Origin of the sequence: Pseudomonas sp. NBB (genome assembly GCF_032701105.1) — a bacterium.
Classification (GTDB): Bacteria; Pseudomonadota; Gammaproteobacteria; order Pseudomonadales; family Pseudomonadaceae; genus Aquipseudomonas; species Aquipseudomonas asiatica.
Genome location: NZ_CP103994.1, coordinates 4,533,589 through 4,558,410 on the forward strand (window position 1 = coordinate 4,533,589; position 24,822 = coordinate 4,558,410).

The window sequence follows — 24,822 nt, forward strand, 5'->3', positions numbered from 1 at the left end:
CACTTGAAAAAGCCCGGCGATCACGCCGGGCTTTTTCTTGGCTGACAAGCGTCACGCCCTGGGGCATCCTGTACGCCTTCGTTTCGCCCCCGTACAATGCGGGTCATTTCAATGTCTTAGGCAATCGACACGGCTCACCATGCGCACCAGTCAATATTTGCTCGCCACCCAGAAAGAAACCCCTGCCGACGCAGTGGTCATCAGCCATCAGCTCATGCTGCGTGCCGGCATGATCCGCAAACTGGCCTCTGGCCTGTACACCTGGCTGCCGATGGGCTTGCGGGTGATGCGCAAGGTCGAGGCCGTGGTGCGTGAGGAAATGAACGCCGCCGGCGCCCTGGAAGTGCTGATGCCCAGCATCCAGCCCGCCGAACTGTGGCAGGAATCCGGCCGCTGGGAACAGTATGGCCCCGAGCTGCTGCGCCTGAAGGATCGCCACCAGCGCGACTTCTGCGTCGGCCCGACCCACGAGGAAGTGATCACCGACCTGGCCCGCAACGAGCTGTCCAGCTATAAACAGCTGCCGCTCAACATGTACCAGATCCAGACCAAGTTCCGTGACGAGATCCGCCCGCGCTTCGGCCTGATGCGCGGTCGCGAGTTCATCATGAAGGACGCCTACTCGTTCCATGCCGACCAGGCTTCCCTGCAGGAAACCTACGACCGCATGCACCAGGCGTATAGCAACGTGTTCACCCGCCTGGGCCTGGACTTCCGCCCGGTTCAGGCCGACACCGGCTCCATCGGTGGCAGCTATTCGCACGAGTTCCACGTACTGGCCGAGTCCGGCGAAGACGACGTGATCTTCAGCGACAGCTCCGACTACGCCGCCAACATCGAGAAGGCAGAGGCCATCCCGCGTGAAACCGTGCGCCCCGCCCCTACCGAGGAGCTGCGCCTGGTCGACACGCCGAACGCCAAGACCATCGCCCAGCTGGTGGAAAACTTCGGCCTGCCGATCGAGAAAACCGTCAAGACCCTGATCGTGCGCGGCGCCGAAGAAGGCAAGCTGGTAGCACTGATCGTGCGTGGCGACCATGAGCTCAACGAAATCAAGGCGGCCAAGCTGGAACAGGTTGCCGACCCGCTGGTCATGGCCACCGACGCCGAACTGCGCGAGGCCATTGGTGCCGGCGCCGGCTCGCTCGGCCCGCTGAATCTGCCGCTGGAAATCGTCATTGACCGCTCGGTTGCCCTGATGAGCGACTTCGGCATTGGCGCCAACATCGACGACAAGCACTACTTCGGCGTGAACTGGGAGCGCGACCTGCCGGTTCCACAGGTCGCCGACCTGCGTAACGTGGTCGAAGGCGACCCGAGCCCGGACGGCCAGGGTACCCTGGTGATCAAGCGCGGCATCGAAGTGGGCCACATCTTCCAGCTCGGCACCAAGTACAGCGAGGCGCTGAAGTGCCAGGTGCTGGGCGAGAACGGCAAGCCGGTAACCCTGTCCATGGGCTGCTACGGCATCGGTGTGTCCCGCGTGGTCGCAGCTGCCATCGAGCAGAGCTACGACGAAAAGGGCATCATCTGGAACGACGCCCTGGCCCCGTTCCAGATCGCTCTGGTACCGCTGCGCTACGAAACCGAGGTGGTTCGCGAGGCGACCGACAAGCTGTATGCCGAGCTGACCGCTGCCGGCTACGAAGTGCTGCTGGACGACCGTGACAAGAAGACCAGCCCAGGCATCAAGTTTGCCGACATGGAGCTGATCGGCATCCCGCACCGCATCGTCGTCAGCGATCGCGGCCTGGCCGAAGGCAACCTGGAGTACAAGCACCGCACCGAGCAGGACGCCCAGTCGTTGCCGCTCGATGAAGTGCTGACCTTCTTGCAGGCCCGCGTTCGCCGCTGATAACCAATGCACGAGTGATCATGTTCAAGCGAAGTACCTTTCCCCTGGGGGGCGCCGCACTGTGCGGCGCCCTGCTCGTCAGCGGCTGCGCCAACCAGATGTCCCAGCGCAGCGACCACGAGGAGCGCGTCGAGCGCAAACTGCTCGAGCACACCCTGCAGATCGATGTCGGCGAGCCGAAGGTGATGGAGCTTCCGCAACGACGTGTGCGCGTGCATGAGCAGAAGCGCTTCGAAGTCACCGAATTCGAAGTCACCCGCAGCTATGACCGCTATACGCCTTACCAGCCCTGGCGGGAGATCTACGAGATCCCGCTGGGTGCGGTGGCCGTGGTGGCAGGCGTGGGTGCCAACGTGGTCAATGTCTTCGCCCTGGGCAACCTCCCGGAAAGCATCACCCACGACTGGCTCAGCTACGGCGTGGACGGGCTCAACCCGTTCATGAACGTGCCGTCCAACGGCCGTGCCCAGCAGAACCTGGCCGGGATCAGCGAAGTGCAGAAAGGCAAGCGCGAGGAATCTACCAGCGTGCCCTGGAGCGAACGCCTGGTCGAGGTCAAGGCCGGCAAGATGACCCACGAGCTGACCACCGACAGGAACGGCGTGCTGCGCCTGAACCTGCTCGACAGCCCGTTCTCCGAGCAGAACCTCAACCACATCGGTACCCTGCACCTGCAGGTGCTGGACGAGGACAACGCGGTACGTGGCGATGCCAGCCTGCTCGTCAGCGCCACCCTGCGCAACAAACTGCTCGAGGCCCATGAACTGATCTTCGATGACCTCGAAGATGACGATGTCGGCCAATGGGTTCACCGGGTCAAGCGCTTGTCCGAACTCGGCCTGGAAGAAGAAGCCAGTGAAATGGAACAGAGCCTGATCGAACTGACCCGCAACGATCCGGAGTTGCAGCAGGAGTTTCTGCAGTCGCTGACCAAGGCCACTGGCCGGTTGGTGGCCGACCCGGGCGCGCAGTAACACGTTGGGGCTGCCATGCAGCCCCTTCATTTCGGCGGGAACAGCTCCAACTGCTCATGCGCCCCGCGCAAGTCGCGCAACCTCACGCCTACCCCCAGCAAGCGCACCGGCTTGCCACCACGGGCAAACGCCTGCCCCAGCAATTGGCGATAACTCTCCAGGTCCCTGCCTGCCCCCGCCTGCTCCATGGTGGTCTGGCTGAAGTCATGGAACTTGACCTTGACGAAGGGTTTTTCCGGCCGGTAACTGCTGTCCATGCGGGCGATACGCTCGTTCAGGCTCTCCAGAAGTTCGGGCAGCCGTGCCAGGCAACTGGCCAGGTCCGGCAGGTCGGTGTCGTAGGTGTTTTCCACGCTGACCGACTGCCGGCGACTGTCATTGTGCACGGCACGCTCATCGACACCCCGTGCCAGCCCCCACAAACGCTCGCCAAAGCTGCCGAACTCGCGCACCAGCGCCAGACGCGACCATTCGCGCAGCTCCAGGCAGGTTTCGATACCCAACCGCGCCAGCTTGTCTGCCGTTACCTTGCCCACCCCGTGCAACCTAGCCACCGGCAGGGCGGCGACGAATGCCTCCACTTCGCCCGGGGTAATCACGAACAGGCCATTGGGCTTGCGCCAGTCACTGGCGATCTTGGCCAGGAACTTGTTTGGCGCCACACCGGCCGAGACAGTGATATGCAGGGTGCGGGCGACACGGCGGCGGATATCCTCGGCAATGCGCGTGGCGCTGCCCGAGTACCACTGGCTGTCACTTACATCCAGGTAGGCCTCGTCCAGCGACAGCGGCTCGATCAGCTCGGTGTAGTCACGGAAGATCGTGTGGATTTCCCGCGAGGCTTCACGGTAGGCCTCGAAGCGCGGCTTGACGATCAGCAGGTCCGGGCACAGCTTCAGCGCGTGCCGCGACGACATGGCCGAACGCACGCCGTAGGCGCGCGCTTCATAGTTGCAGGTGGCGATCACCCCACGGCGGTCGGTCGAGCCCCCCACCGCCATGGGCCGCCCGGCCAGGCGCGGGTCGTCACGCATTTCGATCGCGGCATAGAAGCAATCGCAGTCGACGTGGATGATCTTGCGCAAGGACATGGATGACCGTCAGCACTGTAAATTCATACAGATAGTATCGCATGCGCCCTCGGGTATGCAGCCTGTGCGCAACATTGCTCGATAATCGGCCTGAAAGCCCCGTCGCGCCTGAGCTGCGAGCCATATACAGGCGCTAAGAGTTTGAACAAGAAAGGTTTTTTCAGAAAAAAGCTTGACACCCGCGGGTAAATCCGTAGAATTCGATCTCACAGGCGCGGGATGGAGCAGCCTGGTAGCTCGTCGGGCTCATAACCCGAAGGTCGTCGGTTCAAATCCGGCTCCCGCAACCAGATTCGAGAAAAGGCCACTGTTAACACAGTGGCCTTTTTCTTTTGCGTCAAATTATGCGCTGATAGAAATTTCAAAAAAATCAACGACTAGCGCTTGACACCCTTTCTGGAAACTGTAGAATGCGCACCACTGACGCGGGATGGAGCAGCCTGGTAGCTCGTCGGGCTCATAACCCGAAGGTCGTCGGTTCAAATCCGGCTCCCGCAACCATATTCGTCAGAACAAACCCCGCCTGTGTAACAGCAGCGCGGGGTTTGTTGCTTCTCCCCTCCTGCTTTTCGCCCCCAAATTTTCCCGTCCTACAGCCAACCCGCAGGCTTGAGAGGTCGTGCCCAGGATGAACTATCTTTAACCCTGCCAGACCGCTGAAAACGCTCGAGGCCGGAGTAACATTGGATACGTTTTTCTAAGGGACTTTCACTTGGCCATACCTTTCCCTCACCTCGCGCTGCACGCCCGGGGAAATCCATGACTTCCCACAATCCCGAATCCCCGGTGCCGCTTGCCACAAAGCTGCCTGGCGCCGTACAACGTCTGCCCTTGCTGGAACGCATGAGCCGTTACCGCCAGCCCATCGGCCTGGTAGTGACCCTGGTGTTGTTCACCATGGCCTTGGTCGCCTGTCGCCACCTGTTGAGCGAGTTGGACATCTATGCCTTGCACGATGCCATGCTCAGCGTGCCGACCCAGTCTTTACTTGGCGCCTTGCTGGCAACCGTGCTCGGTTTCGTGATCCTGCTCGGTTACGAGTGGTCGGCCAGCCGCTATGCCGGCGTGAAACTGCCCGCGAGCAGCCTGGTGCTGGGCGGCTTCAGCGCCTTTGCCATAGGTAACGCCATCGGCCTGTCGATGCTTTCGGGCGGTTCGGTGCGCTATCGCCTGTATGCACGCCAAGGGGTTGGCGCAGGTGAAGTTGCACGGATGACCGTTTTTGCCAGCCTGTCACTGGGCTGCGCGCTACCGCCTCTGGCCGCCTTGGCGACCTTGAGCGACCTGCCGGCGGCCTCGGCCGCACTGGGTTTGGCGCCTGGCTTGCTGGCAGGTATCGCCACAGCCGTGCTGCTGGTGTGCAGCGTGCTGGTTTTCGGTCTATACCGCCGGCGTCTGGCTGAACAACCATTGGCCAACAACCTGCTGGTACAACTGGGCCGCCGCACGCTGCGCCTGCCCGGCGCACGCCTGGCGGCCCTGCAATTGCTGATCACCGCACTGGATGTCGCCGCTGCCGCCACCGTGCTGTATCTGCTACTGCCCGAAGCACCGCCATTCGGTGCCTTTATCCTGGTGTACCTGCTGGCCTTGGCCGCAGGTGTGCTCAGCCACGTACCGGGCGGCGTCGGGGTATTCGAAGCCATACTACTGGCGGCTTTTGCCGACCAACTTGGCGCGGCGCCGCTGGCAGCGGCACTGCTGCTGTATCGGCTGATCTACGTGGTGCTGCCGCTGCTGCTGGCCTGCGCGCTGCTACTGGCCAACGAGGCCCGGCGCCTGCTGTTCGCGCAACAGGCTATCAAGGCCGCTTCCGGGCTGGCGGCACCGATCCTTTCGATCCTGGTATTCCTGTCCGGGGTGGTGCTGCTGTTCTCCGGTGCCACGCCCGAAATCGACACCCGCCTGGAGCACATGGGTTTCCTGGTTCCGCACCGCCTGATCGATGCTTCGCATTTTGGCGCCAGCCTGATCGGCGTGCTGTGCCTGCTTCTGGCACAAGGCCTGCGCCGGCGCCTGTCCGCCGCCTGGCTACTGACCACCGTGCTGTTGTTGGTCGGTGCCCTGCTGTCGCTGCTCAAGGGCTTCGATTGGGAAGAGGCCTGCTTGCTGACCCTGACTGCCGCCCTGCTCGCCCTGTTCCGCCGTTCCTTCTACCGCCCCAGCCGCCTGCTCGAATTGCCATTCTCGCCGGTGTTTCTGGTAGCCAGCGCCTGTGTGGTCGGCGCATCGGTTTGGTTGTTGCTGTTCGCCTATCAGGATGTTCCCTACAGCCATCAGTTGTGGTGGCAGTTCACCCTCGATGCCGATGCCCCGCGTGGCCTGCGCGCCGCCATGGGCAGCGCCTTGCTGCTGGCGGCCGTGGCCCTGACTTGGCTGCTGCGTACCGCACCGCCGGTGATCCACTTGCCAGACGAAGAAGAGCTGCTGCGTGCCAACCGCATTCTGCTGGCATCCGACCAGCCAGATGGCGGCCTGGCGCTGACCGGTGACAAGGCGCTGCTGTTCCACCCTGGCAACAACGCCTTCCTCATGTACGCCCGTCGCGGTCGCAGCTTGGTGGCCCTGTACGACCCGATCGGCCCGGCCCAGGAGCGCGCCGAGATGATCTGGCAGTTCCGCGACCTGTGCGACCTGCACCATGCCCGCCCGGTGTTCTATCAGGTGCGCGCCGAGAACCTGCCGTTCTACATGGACATCGGCCTGACCGCGCTGAAGCTGGGTGAAGAAGCCCGGGTCGACTTGCGCCGTTTCGATCTCGAAGCCAAGGGCAAGGAAATGAAGGACCTACGCTACACCTGGAACCGTGGCGGCCGTGACGGCCTGAGCCTGGAAATCCACGAACCCGGTCATGCCCCGCTGGCAGAGCTGAAGGAAATTTCCGACGCCTGGCTTGGCGGCAAGAACGTGCGCGAGAAAGGCTTCTCGCTGGGGCGCTTCAGCCCTGAATACCTGCAGCATTTTCGCATTGCCCTGATCCGCTTCCAGGGCCGCCCGGTGGCTTTCGCCAACCTGCTGGAAACCCATGGCAAGGAACTGGCCAGCCTTGACCTGATGCGTGCGCACCCCGAGGCCCCGAAGCTGACCATGGAATTCATGATGATCGGCCTGATCTTGCACTACAAAAGCCATGACTACGCCCGCTTCAGCCTGGGCATGGTGCCGCTTTCCGGTCTGCAGCCGCGGCGTGGCGCGCCCTTGACCCAGCGCCTGGGCTCGATGGTGTTCCGCCGTGGCGAGCAGTTGTACAACTTCCAGGGGCTTCGACGCTTCAAGGACAAGTTCCAACCGGACTGGGAACCCCGTTACATGGCCGTGCCGGCCGGGCTCGACCCGCTGGTGGCACTGGCTGACACCGCCGCCCTGATCGCAGGCGGCCTGACTGGATTGGTGAAACGTTGATGATCCGACGCTTTTGGCTGTACCTGCTGGTTCCCCTGCTGTTGGCCGCCCTGGGAGGCGCGCTGGCGTTCTGGCTATGGACGCGCCCGGCTCCCGAGGCACGCCTGGAACAACTGAGCATCAATGACACCCACATTACCCGTGTGACCCCAGCCGTGCACCCCAAGGCCCGGGTGGCCATCGGCGTACCCCAGGACCAGGCGCTGACCGACAGGCAGCTGCTGGACCTGGCTCAGGCTGGCGAAGCGCAAGTGGTGCAGGTGATCCTGCCGCCCAATGACTGCAGCAAACAACAACAGGCCCTGGACCAGGCCTTGGGCCAGTTACCGGAGAAGCCGACCCTGGTTGCCGGTATCGGCCCTGGCGCCGCCCAGGCCTGGCGCTGGCTGGCCAGCCAGAACAACGACAAGGCGCGGGCGATTTCCGTGGGCTTCAGCCTGGAACAGCCGGGCTGCCAGACAGCGCTGCCGAAGTCGGCCGCCCACGGCCACTGGAACGTCGCCTGGAACGACAACCCGGATGACGCCAGCGCCGCCTTCGTGCGCGACCAGGCCAATGCCGAAACCAGCATCAGTGACTACGACATCCACCTGCCACAAGTGCTCAAGGCCCAACTGACCCAGGCCCTGGTCGGCCACGACGGCAATGCCCTGGCCATTCCGGTAGTCGAGGTGCCAGCCGGGCAGACCACCGACACGGTCACCCTGTTCCTTTCCGGTGATGGCGGCTGGCGAGACCTGGACCGCGACGTGGCCGGGGAAATGGCCAAGCTTGGTTACCCGGTGGTCGGCATCGACACGCTGCGCTACTACTGGCAACACAAGACCCCGGAACAAAGCGCCGCCGACCTGTCCGAGCTGATGCAGCACTACAGACAGAAGTGGGGCACCAAGCGCTTCGTGCTGACCGGCTATTCGTTCGGTGCCGACGTCCTGCCGGCGATCTACAACCGCCTGCCGGCCGAGGACCAGCAGCGTATCGACGCGGTGATGCTGCTGGCATTTGCCCGCAGCGGCAGCTTCGAGATCGAAGTCGAGGGCTGGCTGGGCAAGGAAGGCCAGGAAGCGCCAACCGGGCCGGAAATGGCCAAACTGCCGGCGTCCAAGGTGGTGTGTGTGTATGGCGTGGAAGAAACCGACGAGAGCGGTTGCACCGACAAGACTGCGGTGGGTGAACGCCTGAAGCTGCCAGGGGGGCATCACTTTGACGAAAACTACCCGGCACTGGCCAAGCGCCTGATCGGTGAGATCGAGACGCGCCAGGGCAAGTCGAGTGTGGCTGAGCAGAACTGATAAGGCTTGCGGCCCATTCGCGGGTAAACCCGCTCCCACAGGTACAGCGCAAGCTTTGAAAGCTATGCGCTCCCTGTGGGAGCGGGTACTGCCTTGAAATCTGTGTTGCCCTTCAGATCTCGACCTGGGTCCCCAGCTCGATCACCCGGTTCAGCGGCAGGTTGAAGAAGCGCAAGTTGCCGTTGGCATTCTTCAGCAGGAACGCGAACAGGTTGCCCCGCCAGCGCGACATCCCCTCCAGCCGTGAGGCGATCACGGTCTCGCGGCTGAGGAAGAAGGTGGTGCGCATCGGGCTGAAGTCCAGGTCTTCCAGGTGGCACAGCTTCAACGCCGCCGGCACGTCCGGTTCGTCCATGAAGCCGAAGTGCAGCAACACGCGGAAGAACCCATCGCCATAAGCCTCCACTTCAAAGCGCTCCTGTTCCGGCACGCGTGGCCGGTCCTCGCTGACCACCGTCAACAGCACCACCTGGCTGTGCAGCACCTGGTTATGCAGCATGTTGTGCAACAGCGCATGGGGCACCGCATCGGAGCGTGCCGTGAGGAACACCGCCGTGCCTTCGACCCGGTGCGGAGGCTGAATGCGGATACTGCTGATGAACAGCTGCAGCGGCAGCGCGCCTTCGTCGATGCGCTCCATCAGGATCTGCTTGCCGCGCTTCCAGGTGCTCATCAACAGGAACAGCACAGCGCCGGCCAGGACCGGGAAGGCCCCGCCCTGGATGATCTTCGGCACGTTGGCGGCAAAGAACAGCCCATCCACCAACAGGAAACCCATCAGGATCGGCACCGCCAGCACCGGCGGCCACTTCCATAGCAGCAGCATCACCGCCGCAACCAGGATGGTGGTCATCAGCATGGTACCAGTCACAGCCACGCCGTATGCCGCCGCCAGGGCACCGGATGACTCGAAACCGAGCACCAGCAGTACCACGCCGACCATCAGTGTCCAGTTGATCGCACCGATATAGATCTGCCCTTGTTCATCGCTGGAAGTGTGCTGGATCTGCATGCGTGGGATGTAGCCCAGCTGGATGGCCTGGCGGGTCAGGGAGAACGCCCCCGAGATTACCGCCTGCGAAGCGATCACCGTGGCCATGGTAGCCAGGCCGACCATCGGCAGCAGTGCCCAGCCCGGCGCCAGCAGGTAGAACGGGTTACGTGCTGCATCCGGCTCCTGCAGCAGCAACGCGCCTTGGCCAAAGTAGTTGAGCACCAGCGCCGGCAGCACCAGGGCAAACCAGGCCCGAGCGATCGGCTTGCGGCCAAAGTGGCCCATGTCGGCGTACAGCGCCTCGGCACCGGTCAGCGCCAGGACCACCGCGCCTAGAATGGCAACGCCCATGCCGGGGTGAACCACGAAGAAGTTGACCGCCCAGGCCGGGTTGAAAGCCTTGAGCACTTCCGGGCTCTGCGATATGCCGTACACGCCCAGCGAGCCCAGCGCCAGGAACCAGGTGACCATGATCGGGCCGAACAGCTTGCCGATCTTCTCGGTGCCGTGCTTCTGCACCAGGAACAGCGCCACCAGGATCACCAGCGAAATCGGTACAACCCAGTGATCGATACCATCAAACGCCAGGCCCATGCCTTCCACCGCCGACAGCACCGACACCGCCGGCGTGATCATGCTGTCGCCATAGAACAGCGAAGCGCCGATCAACCCGCACACCACCATCAACGTACGCAACCTCGGGTAGGCCGACGTGGCCCGCCGCGCCAGCGCGGTCAGCGCCATGGTGCCGCCCTCGCCCTGGTTGTCGGCGCGCAGGATGAACATCACGTACTTGAACGACACTACCCATAGCAGCGACCACAGGATCAGCGACAGGATCCCCAGCACGCCGTCATGGTTGACCGGCACTCCGTACCCGCCGCTGAAGACCTCCTTGAGGGTATACAACGGGCTGGTGCCGATATCGCCATAAACCACCCCGACCGCCGCCACGAGCAGGCTCAACGACCGCGTCGCACCCTGCTTCCCCTCGTGCCCGCCCTCGGCGTGACTGCTTGCCTGAACCATCGACCACTCCCGCAGACGGCCTTGCAAGGCCAGTAGAATTCCCGATGCGCCAGGTGATACTGATACTCCCGGCGCAATGGCGCGAAGCATAGCGCAGCGTTCGTCGCATTTCTGCTGGTCAAGCGACCCTGCGCTCGCTAGAATTGCGCACTTTTTGATCAGAGGCGCCAAAAGCGCCCGTCAAGATCGCCCCCGATTCCGGCCGGGCGACCTGCATTCAATACCGAGGTTAGTCATGTCCACCACGCCCGCCACCCCCAAGGTAGGTTTCGTAAGCCTGGGTTGCCCAAAAGCCCTGGTCGATTCCGAGCGCATCCTGACCCAGTTGCGCATGGAAGGCTATGAAGTCGTGCCCACCTACGAGGACGCCGACGTAGTGGTGGTCAACACCTGCGGCTTCATCGACAGCGCCAAGGCCGAGTCGTTGGAAGTGATCGGCGAAGCGATCAAGGAAAACGGCAAGGTCATCGTCACCGGCTGCATGGGTGTCGAGGAAGGCAGCATCCGCGACGTACACCCGAGCGTGCTGTCGGTCACCGGCCCGCAGCAGTACGAGCAGGTGGTCAACGCCGTGCACGAAGTGGTGCCACCACGCCAGGACCACAACCCGCTGATCGACCTGGTGCCGCCGCAGGGCGTCAAGCTGACCCCGCGCCATTATGCGTACCTGAAGATTTCCGAAGGCTGCAACCACAGCTGCAGTTTCTGCATCATCCCGTCGATGCGCGGCAAACTGGTCAGCCGCCCGGTCGGCGAAGTGCTGAGCGAGGCCGAGCGCCTGGTCAAGGCCGGGGTCAAGGAGATCCTGGTGATTTCCCAGGACACCAGCGCCTACGGCGTCGACGTCAAGTACAAGACCGACTTCTGGAACGGCCGCCCGGTCAAGACCCGCATGCTCGAGCTGTGCGAAGCCCTGAGCAGCCTGGGTGCCTGGGTACGTCTGCACTACGTGTACCCGTACCCGAACGTCGACGACGTGATCCCGCTGATGGCCGCCGGCAAGATCCTGCCGTACCTGGATATCCCGTTCCAGCACGCCAGCCCGAAAGTGCTCAAGGCCATGAAGCGCCCGGCCTTCGAAGACCGCACCCTGGCACGTATCAAGAACTGGCGCGAGCAGTGCCCGGAGCTGGTGATTCGCTCCACCTTCATCGTCGGCTTCCCGGGCGAGACCGAGGAAGACTTCCAGTACCTGCTGGACTGGTTGACCGAAGCCCAGCTGGACCGCGTGGGCTGCTTCCAGTACTCGCCGGTAGAAGGCGCCCCGGCCAACGACCTGGGCCTGGAAGAAGTGCCGGACGACGTCAAGCAGGACCGCTGGGACCGCTTCATGGCCCACCAGCAGGCCATCAGCGCCGCCCGCCTGCAACTGCGCATCGGCAAGGAAATCGACGTGCTGATCGATGAAGTGGAAGAGCAAGGTTCGGTTGGCCGCAGCTTCTTCGATGCCCCGGAAATCGACGGCAGCGTGTTCATCGATGGCGACCACGGCTTCAAGCCGGGTGACAAGGTACGTTGCCGCGTGGTGGATGCCGACGAATACGACATGTGGGCTGAACCCATCTAACGCAGCAGCAAACTGAAAAGCCCCTGCCCCGCCATTCCCCACAAGGAACTCCCGGGCCAGGGGCTTTTTCGTCAGAACGCGTGAAAAAGCATCAGGCCGCCCTCTGCATCCGGGCTGGCATCCGAGAAGCCTTTGACTGCATAGAGTTGCACTTTCCACTGCTGGTTGAGCTTGTGTGTCAGGAACAGGGTAAGTTCCTTGATCTGCGCGCCCGTCGAGACGACTTTCTGCCGCCAGTCGTAGGAGGCACCCGCCGAAGTGCCTGCAGCCACGGGCATGGCGAAGCCGAGACTGGCAAATATCGGGTCGTCGAAATCACTGTCGGGCGGGTCGCCGAACTTCTTCCAGCCCAAGGTCGCGAAACCGGTCACCGGGCCAAAGGCCTTGGCGATATCGACCTGGCCGGTGTAGTCGTATTCACCGGTGCCCAGGCACTGGTCTTCATCGGCAGTGGGGAATTTGACCTTGCCGATCAGGTCCAGCATCAGGCCACCGTCACTGCCGTCGAGCAGGGCGTAACCGGCGCTGGCAACCGTGTCTCCCAGCCCGCTTTCCACATCCCGGCAGCCACCGGGCAAGGGGTCACCATTCGGGCCCACTTCAGGGTTGGTGATGCGCAGCCAGGGCACAGTGACCTTGTAGGTCATTGGGCCGGTTTCATACTTACCGACCACGGGGACGTACCAGATTTCCGAGGTTGTACCCGTGCCATAGTCGCCACTTGAATAGTCCATGCCTATGGCGGCGCTGAAGGTATCGCCCAGGACCGACGCGCTGGCGCATGACAGCAAGCAGGCGAAAAGAGGGAGCGTGGGTCTCATCTGCACCTCGGTATCCCGGACGGGAAAGGTGATCGCACTTACCCAGCCTAGTTGCCTAATGCCCGGATCGCTCTGGATGCTCCACTTTTTCGGCTTTCTCTACTGTCTCGGGTCTTTCGACCTTTTCGACCTTCTCTACTTTCTCGACCTTCTCGACCTTCTCGACCTTCTCGACCTTCTCGACTTTCTCAGGCTTTTCGATCTTCTCGACCTTCTCGACTTTCTCAGGCTTTTCGATCTTCTCGGCTTTCTCGATCTTCTCTACTTTTTCTACCTTCTCTACCTTTTCAACCTTCTCTGCTTTTTCAATTTTTTCCACCTTTTCGAGCTCGACCTTCTCTACCCGGTCAGAGCTTCCGCTATTGCTGCTCTCGGGTCGCTCCATGGTGTCGACATGTTCCGACTTTCCGGACTTGTCCACGCGTTCAGTACCGTCCCGACCACTGGAATCGTCAACACCGCCGTGCCCGCTGTGGTCATCACTGCTTTCAATGCGATCACTGGTCGCATCGCGTCCGCCATGCCCGCTATTGCTGGAACCTTCAGCGTCACGGGTGCCGTGCCCGCTGCCACGCCCCGAATGCCCTCTGTCCGGGTTGTCGGCACGGCCGTCATCGAACTCCACGCGGGTTGCCCGCAGCTCGTGCTTGCCATTGAACACCCCGCTCACCCGCACACGTTGATCGAGCGCCAATGCCGCGGGCTGCTTGCCGACGATCACGGTACCCTGCCCCAGCGTCACCTTGATGCCTGCCACCACCAGTTGTTGAGCGTGGCTGCGCTGTACCAGCCCCTCGATCACCGCCGTCTGCACACGGCCAGCAAAAGGCAGGCTCGGGTCTGGGCGGGTTTGCGCCACTTCCAGCTGGCGTCCGGTCCACTGCCCACGTACCAGCACTTCCCTCGCAGGTGCCACACGGGTTCCCAGCTTCAGCCCCTGGAGGCTGCCAGCACGGTCTACCGCACCGATGGCACTGGCCTCCCTGAGCCCCGGCGCCCGCTCGATACGGCTGGCTACCACTTCACCCTTGGCATCGCGCAGGCCACTGACCCTGACCGGCTCGCCCGGGCGCAACCCTTCAGCCACCCGCGCCCCTGCAGCAAGCCGCACGGGTTGGCCCATGACCCGCAGGGGGGCCGATGCATTGGGCAGTGCCGTCAGCGGCCCTTCGTAAACGTTGAGGATCGAGATGCGCCCTGCTTGCAGGCCGCGTTTGCCGGCAAATGCCTCAACCGCGACAACCTGGCCGATTGCCAGGTGAGCGCTACTGGCAGGCGCACCGTTTTCACTCACCGGTACGTCCTTGCCAAAGTGCACTTCCAGGCCATTGACGCAAATCGAGGCGAACCCGGTGATGGTGCCGACGATGCCCGTGCCACCGGTACCGCCCGGGCGCAGGATCGGTGCGCCGGTACCGCCTGCCCCGCCGTGATCGATGAAGGTGCCGTCCACACCGTCGGCCACCGCACCGGTCCCACCCGTGCCGCCGGGACGCTGCGGCAGCGGCGCACCGGTGCCACCCACTCCGCCGTTTTCGCTGCGTACACCGGTACCACCGACACCGCCCGTCCTGGCCCCGGTACCACCAATACCGCCGGGAAACTGCAAGCCCGCCGCCCCCGCCATACCCACTTCGTCACGGCTGACACATACCGGTGCTGCGGCCACCTCGGCAGGCGCCACCAGGTTCAGCCCGAAACCCAGGACCAGTGTGACCACACTGAGGCAGCGCGCGAGGGAAGTCATGGGTCGGGTGTCTTCGACAAATCGGGGTCGGTAGTTTCAGTGTAGAAATAAAGCCCTACCGTGATACGGTGACGTTGCTCGGCGCTGGGCACATCGGCATCTTCCAGGTCTGATGCAAGCCGGCTGAAGGCAAGCAGCATCTGCATACCGTCCTTGTCCACCGCTGCACGCAAATGGTCGACGCTGGCCGAGCTCAAGGCGTCGTAGTGCACACTGCGTTCAAAGAACGGCTGGCCGTCCCCACTCAGGTTGTGCACTGCTGCGCAGGCATGGTCATGCAGGTTGTGCCCAAAGTACGCGGCCTTTTCGTCGAAGCCCTTCTGCGGCACGAATGCCTGGGCTTCCAGGTGGACACAGTCCTGGTCGTCGAGCCGGACGATACCCAGGCGCAACCACTCATCCAGCACCACCCGCCCGCGGATGTCGGTGCTGATCTTCGCCACCAGCGCATCGAAGGAACGATCGCCGCCAACGCTCGCCAGACGCGGCAACGGCAGCGCCTGGCCAGGCTCCGAGCAGAACGGCTTGCCAGTGGTCCACATATTGACCAACTGTGCACCTAATGTAATGTTTTCCGGCAGCGCGGCGAGCGACGCCCCCCCCTCGCTACGCAAACGCCGGACATCCTTGCGATGCACGCCCGTGAGCAGGCTGATGCGGCTGTCGGTCGGCACTGTACCGTCCAGGCGAAACTCGCGATGCGCTACATCGACGAACACTTCCTTGAGCAGGTCGGCGAACATCGTGTAGGTGACCCCTTTGCGCAGCATCAGGCGCACCAGAGGACGCATGACACGCCGCAGTGCGCTTAACATCGAAGGGGGGATGGTAGGCGATTGCATTGAGCGCATTCCTTGACAGATGAACCCAGTATACGACGCGGGAAAAGATCCCACACCAACTGTGACCATATCCCTGACGAGATGAGGGATAGTCGTCGGCGCTCATTGCATTCGCGTTGAGTGGGGCTGCCGTGTATCCGAACCTGGCCTCATACAGGCCCGCCCCGTGGGCGCTGCATGAGACCGTTCAGAGCCAGTCAGCTCCTGCTGTTGTCATCACCCGGTTCGCCACCCAGATGGTCGCCACGATCATCACCAGGTTCACCACCAACGTGATTGCCGTGGTCATCGCCAGGCTCACCGCCAACATGATTGCCATGATCGTCCCCGGGCTCACCGCCAACGTGATTGCCATGATCGTCACCGGGCTCACCGCCAACGTGATTGCCGTGATCGTCCCCAGGCTCACCGCCAACGTGATTGCCATGATCGTCACCCGCTTCAGCGTGGTTGCCGCTGCGCCCAGAGTTCGAGGAGCCGTCATGGCCGCGCCCACTGTTGCCGGCATGGCCATCTCCATCCCCACCAGCGCCGTGGCCGCCGCCCTCACCGCCATGGCCGCCACCACCACCGCCGTGACCACCACCGCCACCACCGTGGCCACCACCGCCACCGCCACCGCCATGGCCTCCACCGCCACCACCGTGGCCACCGCCGCCACCACCATGGCCTCCACCGCCGCCACCGTGACCACCGCCGCCGCCATGGCCACCACCACCCCCACCATGGCCACCGCCGCCACCTCCGTGACCGCCTCCACCACCACCATCCTTGGCGTAGGCGCTGGAGCCATTGGAAATCGAGTCAGGGACCAGAACGATGGAAGTCGACAGCACGCCAGCAACGGCAGCCGCCAATATCGCTTTTTTGAACAGCACATGGATTTGCATATTTCGTCTCCAGGTCGTCGCCGTGAGAAACGCCAAATCAAGCCGGGAATCCTGTGTCAGGTTCTTGCTTTTCATTATGTGGGAATTTTTCCCACAGAAAATTAATAGACCGCCAAACCCCGAGATTCAAGCAGCGCACGGAGAAGCCGACCGGTGGTTGGCCTGCTATGTTTGCCTTATCGTCATGGAGGAACACCGGCATGCATTCGGTACTGACGCTGCAAACCCCGCGCTTGAGTGACTACGGCGAACTGGTACAGGTGTGGGAGGACTCTGTACGCGCCACCCACGACTTCCTGCCGGATTGCTACATCGTCTTGCTGCGCGACCAGGTGCTGCGTCGCTACCTCGATGCAGTGATGCTGATCTGCTGCAAGGACCGCCAGCGCATCTGCGGCTTCGCCGGGGTCGCCAACGGGCGCATGGACATGCTGTTCGTCGCACCGGAGTACCGTGGCAAAGGGGTTGGCAAGCGCCTGCTGCACTATGCGATCGACGAACTGAATGCCGAGCGCCTGGACGTCAATGAACAGAACCCGCAAGCCTTGGGCTTCTACCTGCATGAGGGCTTCGAGGTGATCGGCCGTTCGGAAACCGACGGCCTGGGGCAACCCTACCCGCTGCTGCACATGCGCCTGCGCAAAACGGCGTAAATGACACAGATTCCCAGCCCCTCTGCCGCGCGGGCAGGTACAATGCAGGTCTTTCCCTGCCTTTGCGAATTGCCCTCATGTCCGAACCCGTCCGCCTGTCCAAACGCCTTATCGAGCAGCTTGGCTGCTCCCGCCGCGAGGCCGAGCTGTATATCGAGGGCGGCTGGGTCACGGTCGATGGCGTGGTGGTCGAGCAACCGCAGTTCAAGGTCGAGCAGCAGCGCGTCGAACTGCTGCCGGGTGCCCGTGCCGAAACGCTGGAACCGGTAACCCTGCTGCTGAACCAGCCGGCCAGCGTGGACAGCGAGACCGCCCGCGCCAGCATGAACATGAGCAACCTCAGCGAAGCCCACCGCGAAGGCGTGCGCGCACTGCACGGGCATTTTGCCCGGCAGGCCTGCGTGGCGCCGCTGGAGCGCGGTGCCAGCGGCCTGCAGGTATTCACCCAGGACTGGCGGGTAACCCGCAAGATCGACGCCGACCTGCGCCGCCTGGAACAGGAATTCATCGTTGAAGTGCGCGGCGAGACCACGCCCCAGGCGCTGGAACGCCTGGCGCGCGGTGCCACCCGCAATGACCGCGAGCTGCCTAAAGCCAAGGCCAGCTGGCAGAACGAAACCCACCTGCGCATGGCCCTGAAAAACCCGCAGCCAGGGCAGATCGCCGAGCTGTGCGCCTACCTGCGCCTGGAGCTGGTAGGCATGCGCCGCATTCGCCTGGGTGGCGTATCGATGGGCAAGTTGCCCCTGGGCCAGTGGCGCTACCTGGCCACTACCGAACGTTTCTAAGCAATACGCCGCGCCACAGGTGCGGCACCTGAACAGGATTCTGCAACAATGAACCACAACGACGTCCTGCGCAGCCTGCGCTACATGCTCAAGGTGAATGACGCCAAGATGGCCGAAATCATCGGGCTATCCGGCCTCGACGTGCATCCCCTGGTGCTGGCCACCTACCTGAAGAAGGAAGACGAGGAAGGCTTCGTGCGCTGCCCGGAACGGGTCATGGCGCACTTTCTCGACGGCCTGGTGATCCACCGCCGCGGCAAGGATGACAGCCGCCCGCCGCAGCCGATCGAGCTGCCGGTGACCAACAACCTCATCCTCAAGAAGCTGCGGGTGGCCTTCGAGCTCAAGGAAGACGACCTGCATGCGATCCTCAAGTCGGTCAACTTCCCGGTCAGCAAGCCCGAACTCAGCGCACTGTTCCGCAAGGCCGGCCATGACAACTACCGCCCGTGCGGCGACCAGTTGCTGCGCAACTTCCTCAAGGGCCTGACCCTGCGCGTGCGCGGCTGATTGGCCATGCAGCATTCGGTTACCCCGGTCGGCATCATCCGCTCCTGTTTCAAGGAGAAGTTCGCCATCCCGCGCCAGCCGCAACTGGCGCCCGCCGCACGCGGCGTGCTCGAGCTGCTGCCGCCGTTCGACCAGGGCGATGCGGTCGAGGGGCTGGAACAGGTCAGCCATGTCTGGCTGCTGTTCCTGTTCCACCAGGCACTGGAAGACAAACCCCGCCTGAAGGTGCGGCCACCACGCCTGGGTGGCAACAAGAGCATGGGTGTGTTCGCCACCCGCGCCACCCACCGGCCCAATGGTATCGGCCAGTCGGTGGTGCGCCTGGAAGGCGTGGAGCCAGGGCGCCTGCTGCTGTCTGGTATCGACCTGCTCGACGGTACGCCGGTGCTGGATATCAAACCGTATGTGCCTTACGCCGATAGCATCGCTGGCGCCAACAACCAGATGGCCAGCCAAGCGCCTGCCGCGATCGCCGTGCAGTGGGGCGACAACGCCCTGCCCCAGGCCCGCGAACATGCACTGCGCCTGGGTGAACCGCTGGTGGAGCTGATCGAGCAATGCCTGGCGCAGGACCCACGGCCGGCCTACCAGGTGCCGCCGGCCGAGCGGGTGTATGGGGTGAAGTTCTGGGATGTGCAGGTGCGCTGGCACTACCCGCAACCGGACGTGATCCGGGTGCTGGAGGTGGTGCTGGCCTGAAGGCTGTGCGCAGGCCTTGTGGGAGCGGCCTTGTGTCGCGAAAGGGCTGCGCAGCAGCCCCGGCAATCTTGCAGGATGGCTGATATCCCGGGGCCGCTGCGCGCCCCTTTCGCGACACAAGGCCGCTCCCACAAGGAACCGTGCGCCGCACAGACATGAAAAAGGCGACCCTGAGGTCGCCTTTTTCTTTTCACCATCCCGCGATCAGCGAGCCGGGCCTTCAGCCACGCCCAGGTCGTCGGTCGGACGGGTATCGACCAGCGGCGCACCACCGGAGGCCAGCTCCGATGCCAGCTTGTCGTTGTCCATTTCCTTCACCCACTTGGCCACGACCACGGTGGCAACGGCGTTGCCAACCAGGTTGGTCAGCGCGCGGGCTTCGGACATGAAGCGGTCGATGCCGAGGATCAGCGCCAGGCCGGCAACCGGCAGGTGGCCAACGGCCGACAGGGTGGCGGCCAGGACGATGAAGCCCGAACCGGTAACACCGGCAGCACCTTTGGAAGCCACCAACAGCACCAGCAGCAAGGTGATCTGGTGAGTGATGTCCATGGTGGTGTCAGTGGCCTGGGCGATGAACACCGCAGCCATGGTCAGGTAGATCGAGGTGCCATCGAGGTTGAACGAGTAACCGGTCGGGATCACCAGGCCAACCACCGACTTCTTCGCACCCAGGCGCTCCATCTTGGCCAGCATGCGTGGCAGGGCCGACTCCGAGGACGAAGTGCCCAGCACGATCAGCAGTTCTTCACGGATGTAGCGGATCAGCTTGAGGACACTGAAGCCGTGGGCGCGGCAGATACCGCCCAGCACCACCAGCACGAACAGCAGGCAGGTGATGTAGAAGCAGGCCATCAGGTAGCCCAGTTGCACCAGCGAGCCAACGCCGTACTGGCCGATGGTGAAGGCCATTGCACCGAAGGCACCGACCGGGGCCAGTTTCATGATCATGTTGATGATGTTGAACATGACATGGGCGAAGCGGTCGATCATGTCCAACACCGGCTTGCCATAGCTGCCCAGGCGGTGCAGGGCGAAGCCGAACAGCACGGAGAACATCAGCACTTGCAGGATGTCGCCGTTGGCGAAGGCGCCGACCACGGTGTTCGGGATGACGTTAAGCAGGAAGCCGACAGTGGTCTGCTGCGCGCCGGCGGCGGCGTAGGCAGCCACGCTGCTGGCGTTCAAGGTGCTGACATCGATGTGCATGCCAGCGCCCGGCTTGACCACGTTGACAACGACGAGGCCGATGATCAGGGCGACCGTGGAGACGATTTCGAAGTACAGCAGCGCGTAGCCGCCGGTCTTGCCGACCGACTTCATGCTCTGCATGCCGGCGATGCCGCTGACCACGGTGCAGAAGATGATCGGGGCGATGACCATCTTGATCAGTTTGACGAAGCCGTCTCCCAAGGGTTTGAGGGCGACGCCCGTCTCCGGATAGTAGTGGCCGAGCAGGATACCGATGGTGATGGCGACCAACACCTGGACATACAGGGATTTGTACAGCGGCTGACGTGTCGTCATGGCTAATTTTCCTCAAGTGTGCCGGTTCACCCTTCCCAGGGCGATGGGGCACCTGAATCGCTAACCCTCCTGCACCCGGAGGGATTTGTCGTTGTGTTCGAGCTGCCTGGGCAGGCCTCTGCGAGGATCAATAGCAAGGGTGGTGCCAAAATGCCCACGAAGGGTGCAAGTGCCGTATTTGCGAGGGATAAACGCCCAACGACGGGGCGAATTGCCTGAGGAAGGCTGGCGGATTTCCGCCCGGTGGCGGGATTTGTACAGGGGCATTGGCGGGAATCCGCCCATTGTGGTTTGCCTGTGCCGGCCTCTTCGCGGGTAAACCCGCTCCCACAGGAACCGCACAGGGCTCGAGTGCAGTGCCCCCCTGTGGGAGCGGGTTTACCCGCGAAGAGGCCGGCCAAGCCAGCAAATCACTCGAGGTTGAAGGTGATCCTGAACGCCGCGCCCCCCAGAGGAGAATCCCCCAGGCTCAGCTCGGCGTCATAGCTGTCGACGATATCCTTGACCACCGCCAGCCCGATCCCCTGCCCCGGGTGCTGACTGTCCAGCCGCTCCCCACGCTCCAGAATCCGCTCGCGCTGGTGCGCCGGCACCCCCGGCCCGTCGTCCTCGATGCACAAGGTCAACCGCCCAGGCGCCTGCTCCAGGCTCACGCGCACCTGGCCCAGGCTCAGGCGGTAGGCGTTCTCCAGCAGGTTGCCCAGCAGCTCCAGCAACGCGCCCTGCTCCATCGGCACCTGCGCCGCATCGGGCAGTTGCAGGGTCACGTCCACCCGCTTGTCCCGGTACACCTTGGCCAAGGTGCTGCACAGGCTTTCGAGCAACGGCCGCAGCAACACGCTGTGACGTACCAGGCCGCTCTTGCGCAGGCTGGCGCGTTGCAACTGGTAGTCGATCTGCTGGCTCATGCGCTCGATCTGGCTCTGCAGCACGCGCGCCTGCTCGCGCTCGCCGCTACGCTGCTGCAGGCTTTCGCCCACCCCTTGCAACACCGCCAGCGGCGTCTTCAGGCTGTGCGCCAGGTCATCGAGCGAATCACGGTAGCGCTGACGCTGCTCGCGCTCGCTGCGCAACAGGCGGTTCAGCGAGCCGGTCAGGCGCAGCAGCTCCCGTGGGTGTTCGCCGCTCAGGCCATCCCGCACTCCCGACTCCACATCGTCCAGCTCGCGGCTGAGCCGGCGCAACGACCGCAAGCCCCAGGTCAAACCGGCCCACAGCAGCACCAGCAGCGCCAGCAAGGCCGCGCCAAAGCCCAGGTAGAGCTTTTCGCGCAGGCCATCAAGGGTGTGCTGGTACTCGCGCACAGGTTGCAAGGCAACGATGCTGTAGGCGGCGCTCTGGCCACCCAGCAGCTTGATCTCGACGTCGTACACAAAGAACTCTTCGCCGTCGGCCTGGTGAATGCGGGCGAATTCGTTGCCGCGGCCGTCGTAGCGCGGGCGGTAGTTGATGTTTTGCGCGGCGGTTGCCCGCGACTGCCAGACCAGCTTGCCGTCGCGGTCGAAGATATAGCCGAGCAGGCCGGTGTACGGCAGGTTGTAGCGCTCGTCCGGCAGCAGCGTCGGCATCTGCAGTTGGCCGTGTTCGATACGCGCTGCGGAAATCAGCGTGGTCACATCCGAGGCCAGGCGTTGTTCGATCGACTCCTGCAGGGCCAGGCTGAAGGCCTTCTGCAAGGCCGGCAGCAACGCCAGCATGAACAGCAGCGCCAGCACCGCGGCCGCCAGCATCAGGCGCACCCGCAGCGAACGGATCATCGGCAGCGCTCGGTGAACAGGTAGCCCAGGCCACGCACGGTGTCGATCGGTTTGAAGCCGTGCTCGCCCTCGAGCTTGCGCCGCAAGCGGCCGACCAGCACTTCGATGACATTGGGGTCGCGTTCCTCGTCACCTGGGTACAGCTGCTCCATCAGGCGGTCCTTGGCCACCACCTGCTGGTGATGGCGCATGAGGTATTCGAGGATGCGGTATTCGTAGGCGGTCAGGGCCAGGGGCTGCTCGTCCAGCGTCGCCTGCTTGCGGTTGAGGTCGAGCACCAGCGGGCCGGCGGCAATGGTCGACTGGGTGAAGCCGCTGGAGCGGCGCAGCAGGGCGTTCAGGCGTGCCTCGAGCTCTTCGAACTGGAACGGCTTGACCAGGTAGTCGTCGGCACCGGCGGCCAGGCCCTCGACCTTGTCCTGCCAGTTGCCGCGGGCGGTGAGGATGAGAATGGGGAAGGTCTTGTCCTGGCTGCGCAGGCGCGTAATCAGTTCCAGCCCGCTGATGCCGGGCAGGCCCAGGTCGATGATGGCCAGGTCGAAGTGGTATTGCCCGGCCTGGTACAGCGCCTCCTCGGCATCGGCGACCGCCTCGACCACATGGCCGCCTTCGCCCAGGCGGGTGTAGAGGTGATGGCGAAGCAGGGCTTCGTCCTCGACCACCAGCAGTTTCATGTGCAGCTCCTTGATATGTATTGCCTGTACCGGCCCTTTCGCGGGTAAACCCGCTCCCACAGGTACTGCACAGGTTTGAAGAACTGCGCGATCCCTGTGGGAGCGGGTTTACCCGCGAAGAGGCCGGTACAGGATAACCCGGCTCGCCCGTCAGAACTTGTAGCTTGCAGCCAGGTAGGTCTGCGCGCTGCTGGTCAGGCGCAGGGTGCCGTCCTTCGGCCCGCCGTGCGCACCCACTTCGGTAGCAGCATTGGTACGCAGGTAACGGTAGCCCAGTTCCACAGAAGCCTTGTCGGTGATGTCCTGGATCACGCCGGCCTGCAGGCCATAGGCGTAACCGTAGTCGGTATCCCGGCTGGCCCCCGGCGAGTCCTGGGTCAGCTTGGTCACGCCCAGGCTGCCGCCGCCGAACAGCTTGGTGGTATCGCCCACCGGCAGGAACAGGTCGTAGCTGCCCAGCAGGTTTTCCTGGCGCAGCTTCAGGCCGCTGTGGTCGCCCGAGACATTGTCGTAAGTCATGTAGTAGCGGCCCTGGTCATTGATCTTGCCCACTCGCACGCCCCAGGTGTCGTCCTTGCCAATGATGCCGTCGGCGTTGAGGTGGTCGGTGTTGCGCTGCAGCAGGCCGGACTTGCGAACCTTGTCGCTGGTCTGGCCGTAGGTCAGGCTGGCGAAGTTGTCGTCAGCGGCCTGTGCGGTGGTGATGCCAGCGGCGCAGACGGCCATGGCGGCAAGCAGGGTGTTGAAGGTTTTCATGGCTGGATACTCCAGTTGAGTGCGCTGTTTCGGTCTGGAAGCTAGAGTAAGCAGGGCACCCTGAACCGCGACTGAACCCTGGCTGAACCCCGGCTGAACGAACCGTTTGAAGAACAAGGAGTAGTGACCATGCGCGCCCTGCTGGCCTTGACCCTGATGTGCAGCGCCGCCCTCGCCCAAGCGGCGGTACAAACCCGCGAGATCCCCTACCAGGACGCCGACGGCAATCGCCTGGTCGGCTACTACGCCTATGACGACGCCATCGAAGGCAAGCGCCCCGGCATTGTCGTGGTGCATGAATGGTGGGGGCTGAACGACTATGCCAAGCGCCGCGCCCGCGACTTGGCAGCACTGGGCTACAACGCCCTGGCCATCGATATGTATGGCGACGGCAAGCAAACCGAGCACCCTGCCGACGCCAAGGCATTCATGACAGCAGCGATGAAAGACCCCAAGGCCGCGGAGCGGCGCTTCGATGCCGGTCTGGAGCTGCTCAAGCTGCAGCCCAATACCAACAAGCACCAGTTGGGGGCAGTGGGTTACTGCTTTGGCGGCAAGGTGGCGCTGGATGCCGCGCGGCGAGGGGAAAAGCTCGATGGCGTGGTGAGCTTCCACGCCCCGCTGGGTACGCAGACACCGGCCAGGCCGGGCGTGGTGCGGGCCGATATCCTGGTGGAGCATGGTGCGGCGGACACGCTGGTGACCGAGCAGCAGGTGGAAGCGTTCAAGGCGGAGATGGATGCAGCCAAGGTCAACTACCAGTTCGTCAGTATTCCCGGGGCCAAGCACGGGTTCAGCAACCCGGATTCGGACCGCATGGGGCACGGCGAACATGGTGGGCCGGATATTGCCTACAACAAGGCGGCGGACGAGAGCTCCTGGGCGGATATGCAGGCGTTCTTCAAGAAGGTGTTCAAGTAAGGATTGCCGGGGCCGATGTGGGAGCGGCCTTGC

General features: G+C 63.4%; 20 protein-coding genes and 2 tRNA genes. 12 read left to right on the forward strand and 10 right to left on the reverse strand.

The features are described from left to right. Positions 1 to 139: 139 nt before the first annotated feature. Positions 140 to 1,855, forward strand: coding sequence for a proline--tRNA ligase (locus NY023_RS21045; RefSeq protein ID WP_013973819.1), 1,716 nt, complete (start codon positions 140 to 142; stop codon positions 1,853 to 1,855). Between the two features lie 20 nt (positions 1,856 to 1,875). Beyond that, the gene (locus tag NY023_RS21050; RefSeq protein WP_023661807.1) at positions 1,876 to 2,829 is read left to right on the forward strand and encodes a hypothetical protein; all 954 of its coding nucleotides are present in this window, start codon (positions 1,876 to 1,878) and stop codon (positions 2,827 to 2,829) included. 26 nt (positions 2,830 to 2,855) lie between these two features. On the opposite strand, the gene dinB is transcribed toward NY023_RS21050, so the two are convergent. Continuing rightward, entirely contained in the window at positions 2,856 to 3,914 is a 1,059-nt protein-coding gene (gene dinB, locus NY023_RS21055) for a DNA polymerase IV (protein ID WP_162097116.1), read from the reverse strand. A gap of 219 nt (positions 3,915 to 4,133) precedes the next feature. Between dinB and NY023_RS21060 the strand changes: the two genes are divergently transcribed. The 4 genes from NY023_RS21060 to NY023_RS21075 all read left to right on the forward strand — a co-directional run bounded on the left by NY023_RS21060 (position 4,134) and on the right by NY023_RS21075 (position 8,614). Then, positions 4,134 to 4,210: transfer RNA gene (locus NY023_RS21060), tRNA-Met, on the forward strand. 134 nt (positions 4,211 to 4,344) lie between these two features. Further along, positions 4,345 to 4,421: transfer RNA gene (locus tag NY023_RS21065), tRNA-Met, on the forward strand. Positions 4,422 to 4,679: 258 nt separating this feature from the next. Continuing rightward, entirely contained in the window at positions 4,680 to 7,322 is a 2,643-nt protein-coding gene (mprF, locus tag NY023_RS21070; protein ID WP_024087592.1) for a bifunctional lysylphosphatidylglycerol flippase/synthetase MprF, read from the forward strand. After that, positions 7,322 to 8,614: a virulence factor family protein gene (locus NY023_RS21075; protein ID WP_013973823.1), complete on the forward strand. Its 1,293-nt coding sequence runs from the start codon at positions 7,322 to 7,324 to the stop codon at positions 8,612 to 8,614. Before mprF ends, NY023_RS21075 begins: the two co-directional genes overlap by 1 nt. A gap of 112 nt (positions 8,615 to 8,726) precedes the next feature. Here the strand turns inward: NY023_RS21075 and NY023_RS21080 are convergent, their stop codons facing one another. Next, positions 8,727 to 10,637 carry a potassium transporter Kup gene (locus tag NY023_RS21080; protein ID WP_023661805.1) on the reverse strand — a complete coding sequence of 637 codons (1,911 nt, stop codon included), beginning with the start codon at positions 10,635 to 10,637 and terminating at the stop codon, positions 8,727 to 8,729. Positions 10,638 to 10,872: 235 nt separating this feature from the next. Between NY023_RS21080 and rimO the strand changes: the two genes are divergently transcribed. Further along, positions 10,873 to 12,204: a 30S ribosomal protein S12 methylthiotransferase RimO gene (gene rimO / locus NY023_RS21085; protein ID WP_013973825.1), complete on the forward strand. Its 1,332-nt coding sequence runs from the start codon at positions 10,873 to 10,875 to the stop codon at positions 12,202 to 12,204. Positions 12,205 to 12,275: 71 nt separating this feature from the next. Here the strand turns inward: rimO and NY023_RS21090 are convergent, their stop codons facing one another. The 4 genes from NY023_RS21090 to NY023_RS21105 all read right to left on the reverse strand — a co-directional run bounded on the left by NY023_RS21090 (position 12,276) and on the right by NY023_RS21105 (position 16,504). Next, positions 12,276 to 13,025 (reverse strand): hypothetical protein, encoded by a 750-nt coding sequence (locus NY023_RS21090; RefSeq protein WP_024087593.1) that lies wholly within the window; start codon positions 13,023 to 13,025, stop codon positions 12,276 to 12,278. A 55-nt stretch (positions 13,026 to 13,080) separates the two neighbouring features. Continuing rightward, positions 13,081 to 14,772, reverse strand: a complete 1,692-nt coding sequence (locus NY023_RS21095) for a DUF5666 domain-containing protein (RefSeq protein ID WP_041505644.1) — start codon at positions 14,770 to 14,772, stop codon at positions 13,081 to 13,083. Beyond that, positions 14,769 to 15,614: a DUF6502 family protein gene (locus NY023_RS21100; RefSeq protein ID WP_023663572.1), complete on the reverse strand. Its 846-nt coding sequence runs from the start codon at positions 15,612 to 15,614 to the stop codon at positions 14,769 to 14,771. The genes NY023_RS21095 and NY023_RS21100 overlap by 4 nt, the downstream gene beginning before the upstream one ends. Before the next feature lie 197 nt (positions 15,615 to 15,811). Further along, complete coding sequence (locus tag NY023_RS21105) at positions 15,812 to 16,504, reverse strand: hypothetical protein (protein ID WP_230397056.1); 693 nt, start codon at positions 16,502 to 16,504, stop codon at positions 15,812 to 15,814. A 200-nt stretch (positions 16,505 to 16,704) separates the two neighbouring features. Here NY023_RS21105 and NY023_RS21110 point away from each other — a divergent pair, with 200 nt between their 5' ends. From NY023_RS21110 to tsaA, 4 genes are all read left to right on the forward strand, one after another. Beyond that, entirely contained in the window at positions 16,705 to 17,157 is a 453-nt protein-coding gene (locus NY023_RS21110) for a GNAT family N-acetyltransferase (protein ID WP_013973830.1), read from the forward strand. 77 nt (positions 17,158 to 17,234) lie between these two features. Beyond that, positions 17,235 to 17,945 carry an rRNA pseudouridine synthase gene (locus NY023_RS21115; protein ID WP_013973831.1) on the forward strand — a complete coding sequence of 237 codons (711 nt, stop codon included), beginning with the start codon at positions 17,235 to 17,237 and terminating at the stop codon, positions 17,943 to 17,945. Positions 17,946 to 17,993: 48 nt separating this feature from the next. Next, on the forward strand, positions 17,994 to 18,455 hold the full coding sequence (locus NY023_RS21120; protein ID WP_013973832.1) for a DUF1456 family protein: 462 nt from the start codon (positions 17,994 to 17,996) through the stop codon (positions 18,453 to 18,455). A 6-nt stretch (positions 18,456 to 18,461) separates the two neighbouring features. Next, positions 18,462 to 19,154: a tRNA (N6-threonylcarbamoyladenosine(37)-N6)-methyltransferase TrmO gene (gene tsaA, locus NY023_RS21125; protein WP_013973833.1), complete on the forward strand. Its 693-nt coding sequence runs from the start codon at positions 18,462 to 18,464 to the stop codon at positions 19,152 to 19,154. Between the two features lie 204 nt (positions 19,155 to 19,358). Here the strand turns inward: tsaA and NY023_RS21130 are convergent, their stop codons facing one another. The 4 genes from NY023_RS21130 to NY023_RS21145 form a co-directional block, all read right to left on the reverse strand. Then, positions 19,359 to 20,681 (reverse strand): dicarboxylate/amino acid:cation symporter, encoded by a 1,323-nt coding sequence (locus tag NY023_RS21130; RefSeq protein WP_013973834.1) that lies wholly within the window; start codon positions 20,679 to 20,681, stop codon positions 19,359 to 19,361. A gap of 410 nt (positions 20,682 to 21,091) precedes the next feature. After that, positions 21,092 to 22,438, reverse strand: a complete 1,347-nt coding sequence (locus tag NY023_RS21135) for an ATP-binding protein (protein ID WP_013973835.1) — start codon at positions 22,436 to 22,438, stop codon at positions 21,092 to 21,094. Further along, entirely contained in the window at positions 22,435 to 23,112 is a 678-nt protein-coding gene (locus tag NY023_RS21140) for a response regulator (protein ID WP_004375868.1), read from the reverse strand. Before NY023_RS21140 ends, NY023_RS21135 begins: the two co-directional genes overlap by 4 nt. 150 nt (positions 23,113 to 23,262) lie before the next feature. Next, positions 23,263 to 23,868: an outer membrane beta-barrel protein gene (locus NY023_RS21145; protein WP_013973837.1), complete on the reverse strand. Its 606-nt coding sequence runs from the start codon at positions 23,866 to 23,868 to the stop codon at positions 23,263 to 23,265. A 129-nt stretch (positions 23,869 to 23,997) separates the two neighbouring features. On the opposite strand from NY023_RS21145, the gene NY023_RS21150 reads away from it, so the two are divergent. Further along, the gene (locus tag NY023_RS21150; protein ID WP_031324533.1) at positions 23,998 to 24,789 is read left to right on the forward strand and encodes a dienelactone hydrolase family protein; all 792 of its coding nucleotides are present in this window, start codon (positions 23,998 to 24,000) and stop codon (positions 24,787 to 24,789) included. Positions 24,790 to 24,822 lie beyond the last annotated feature (33 nt).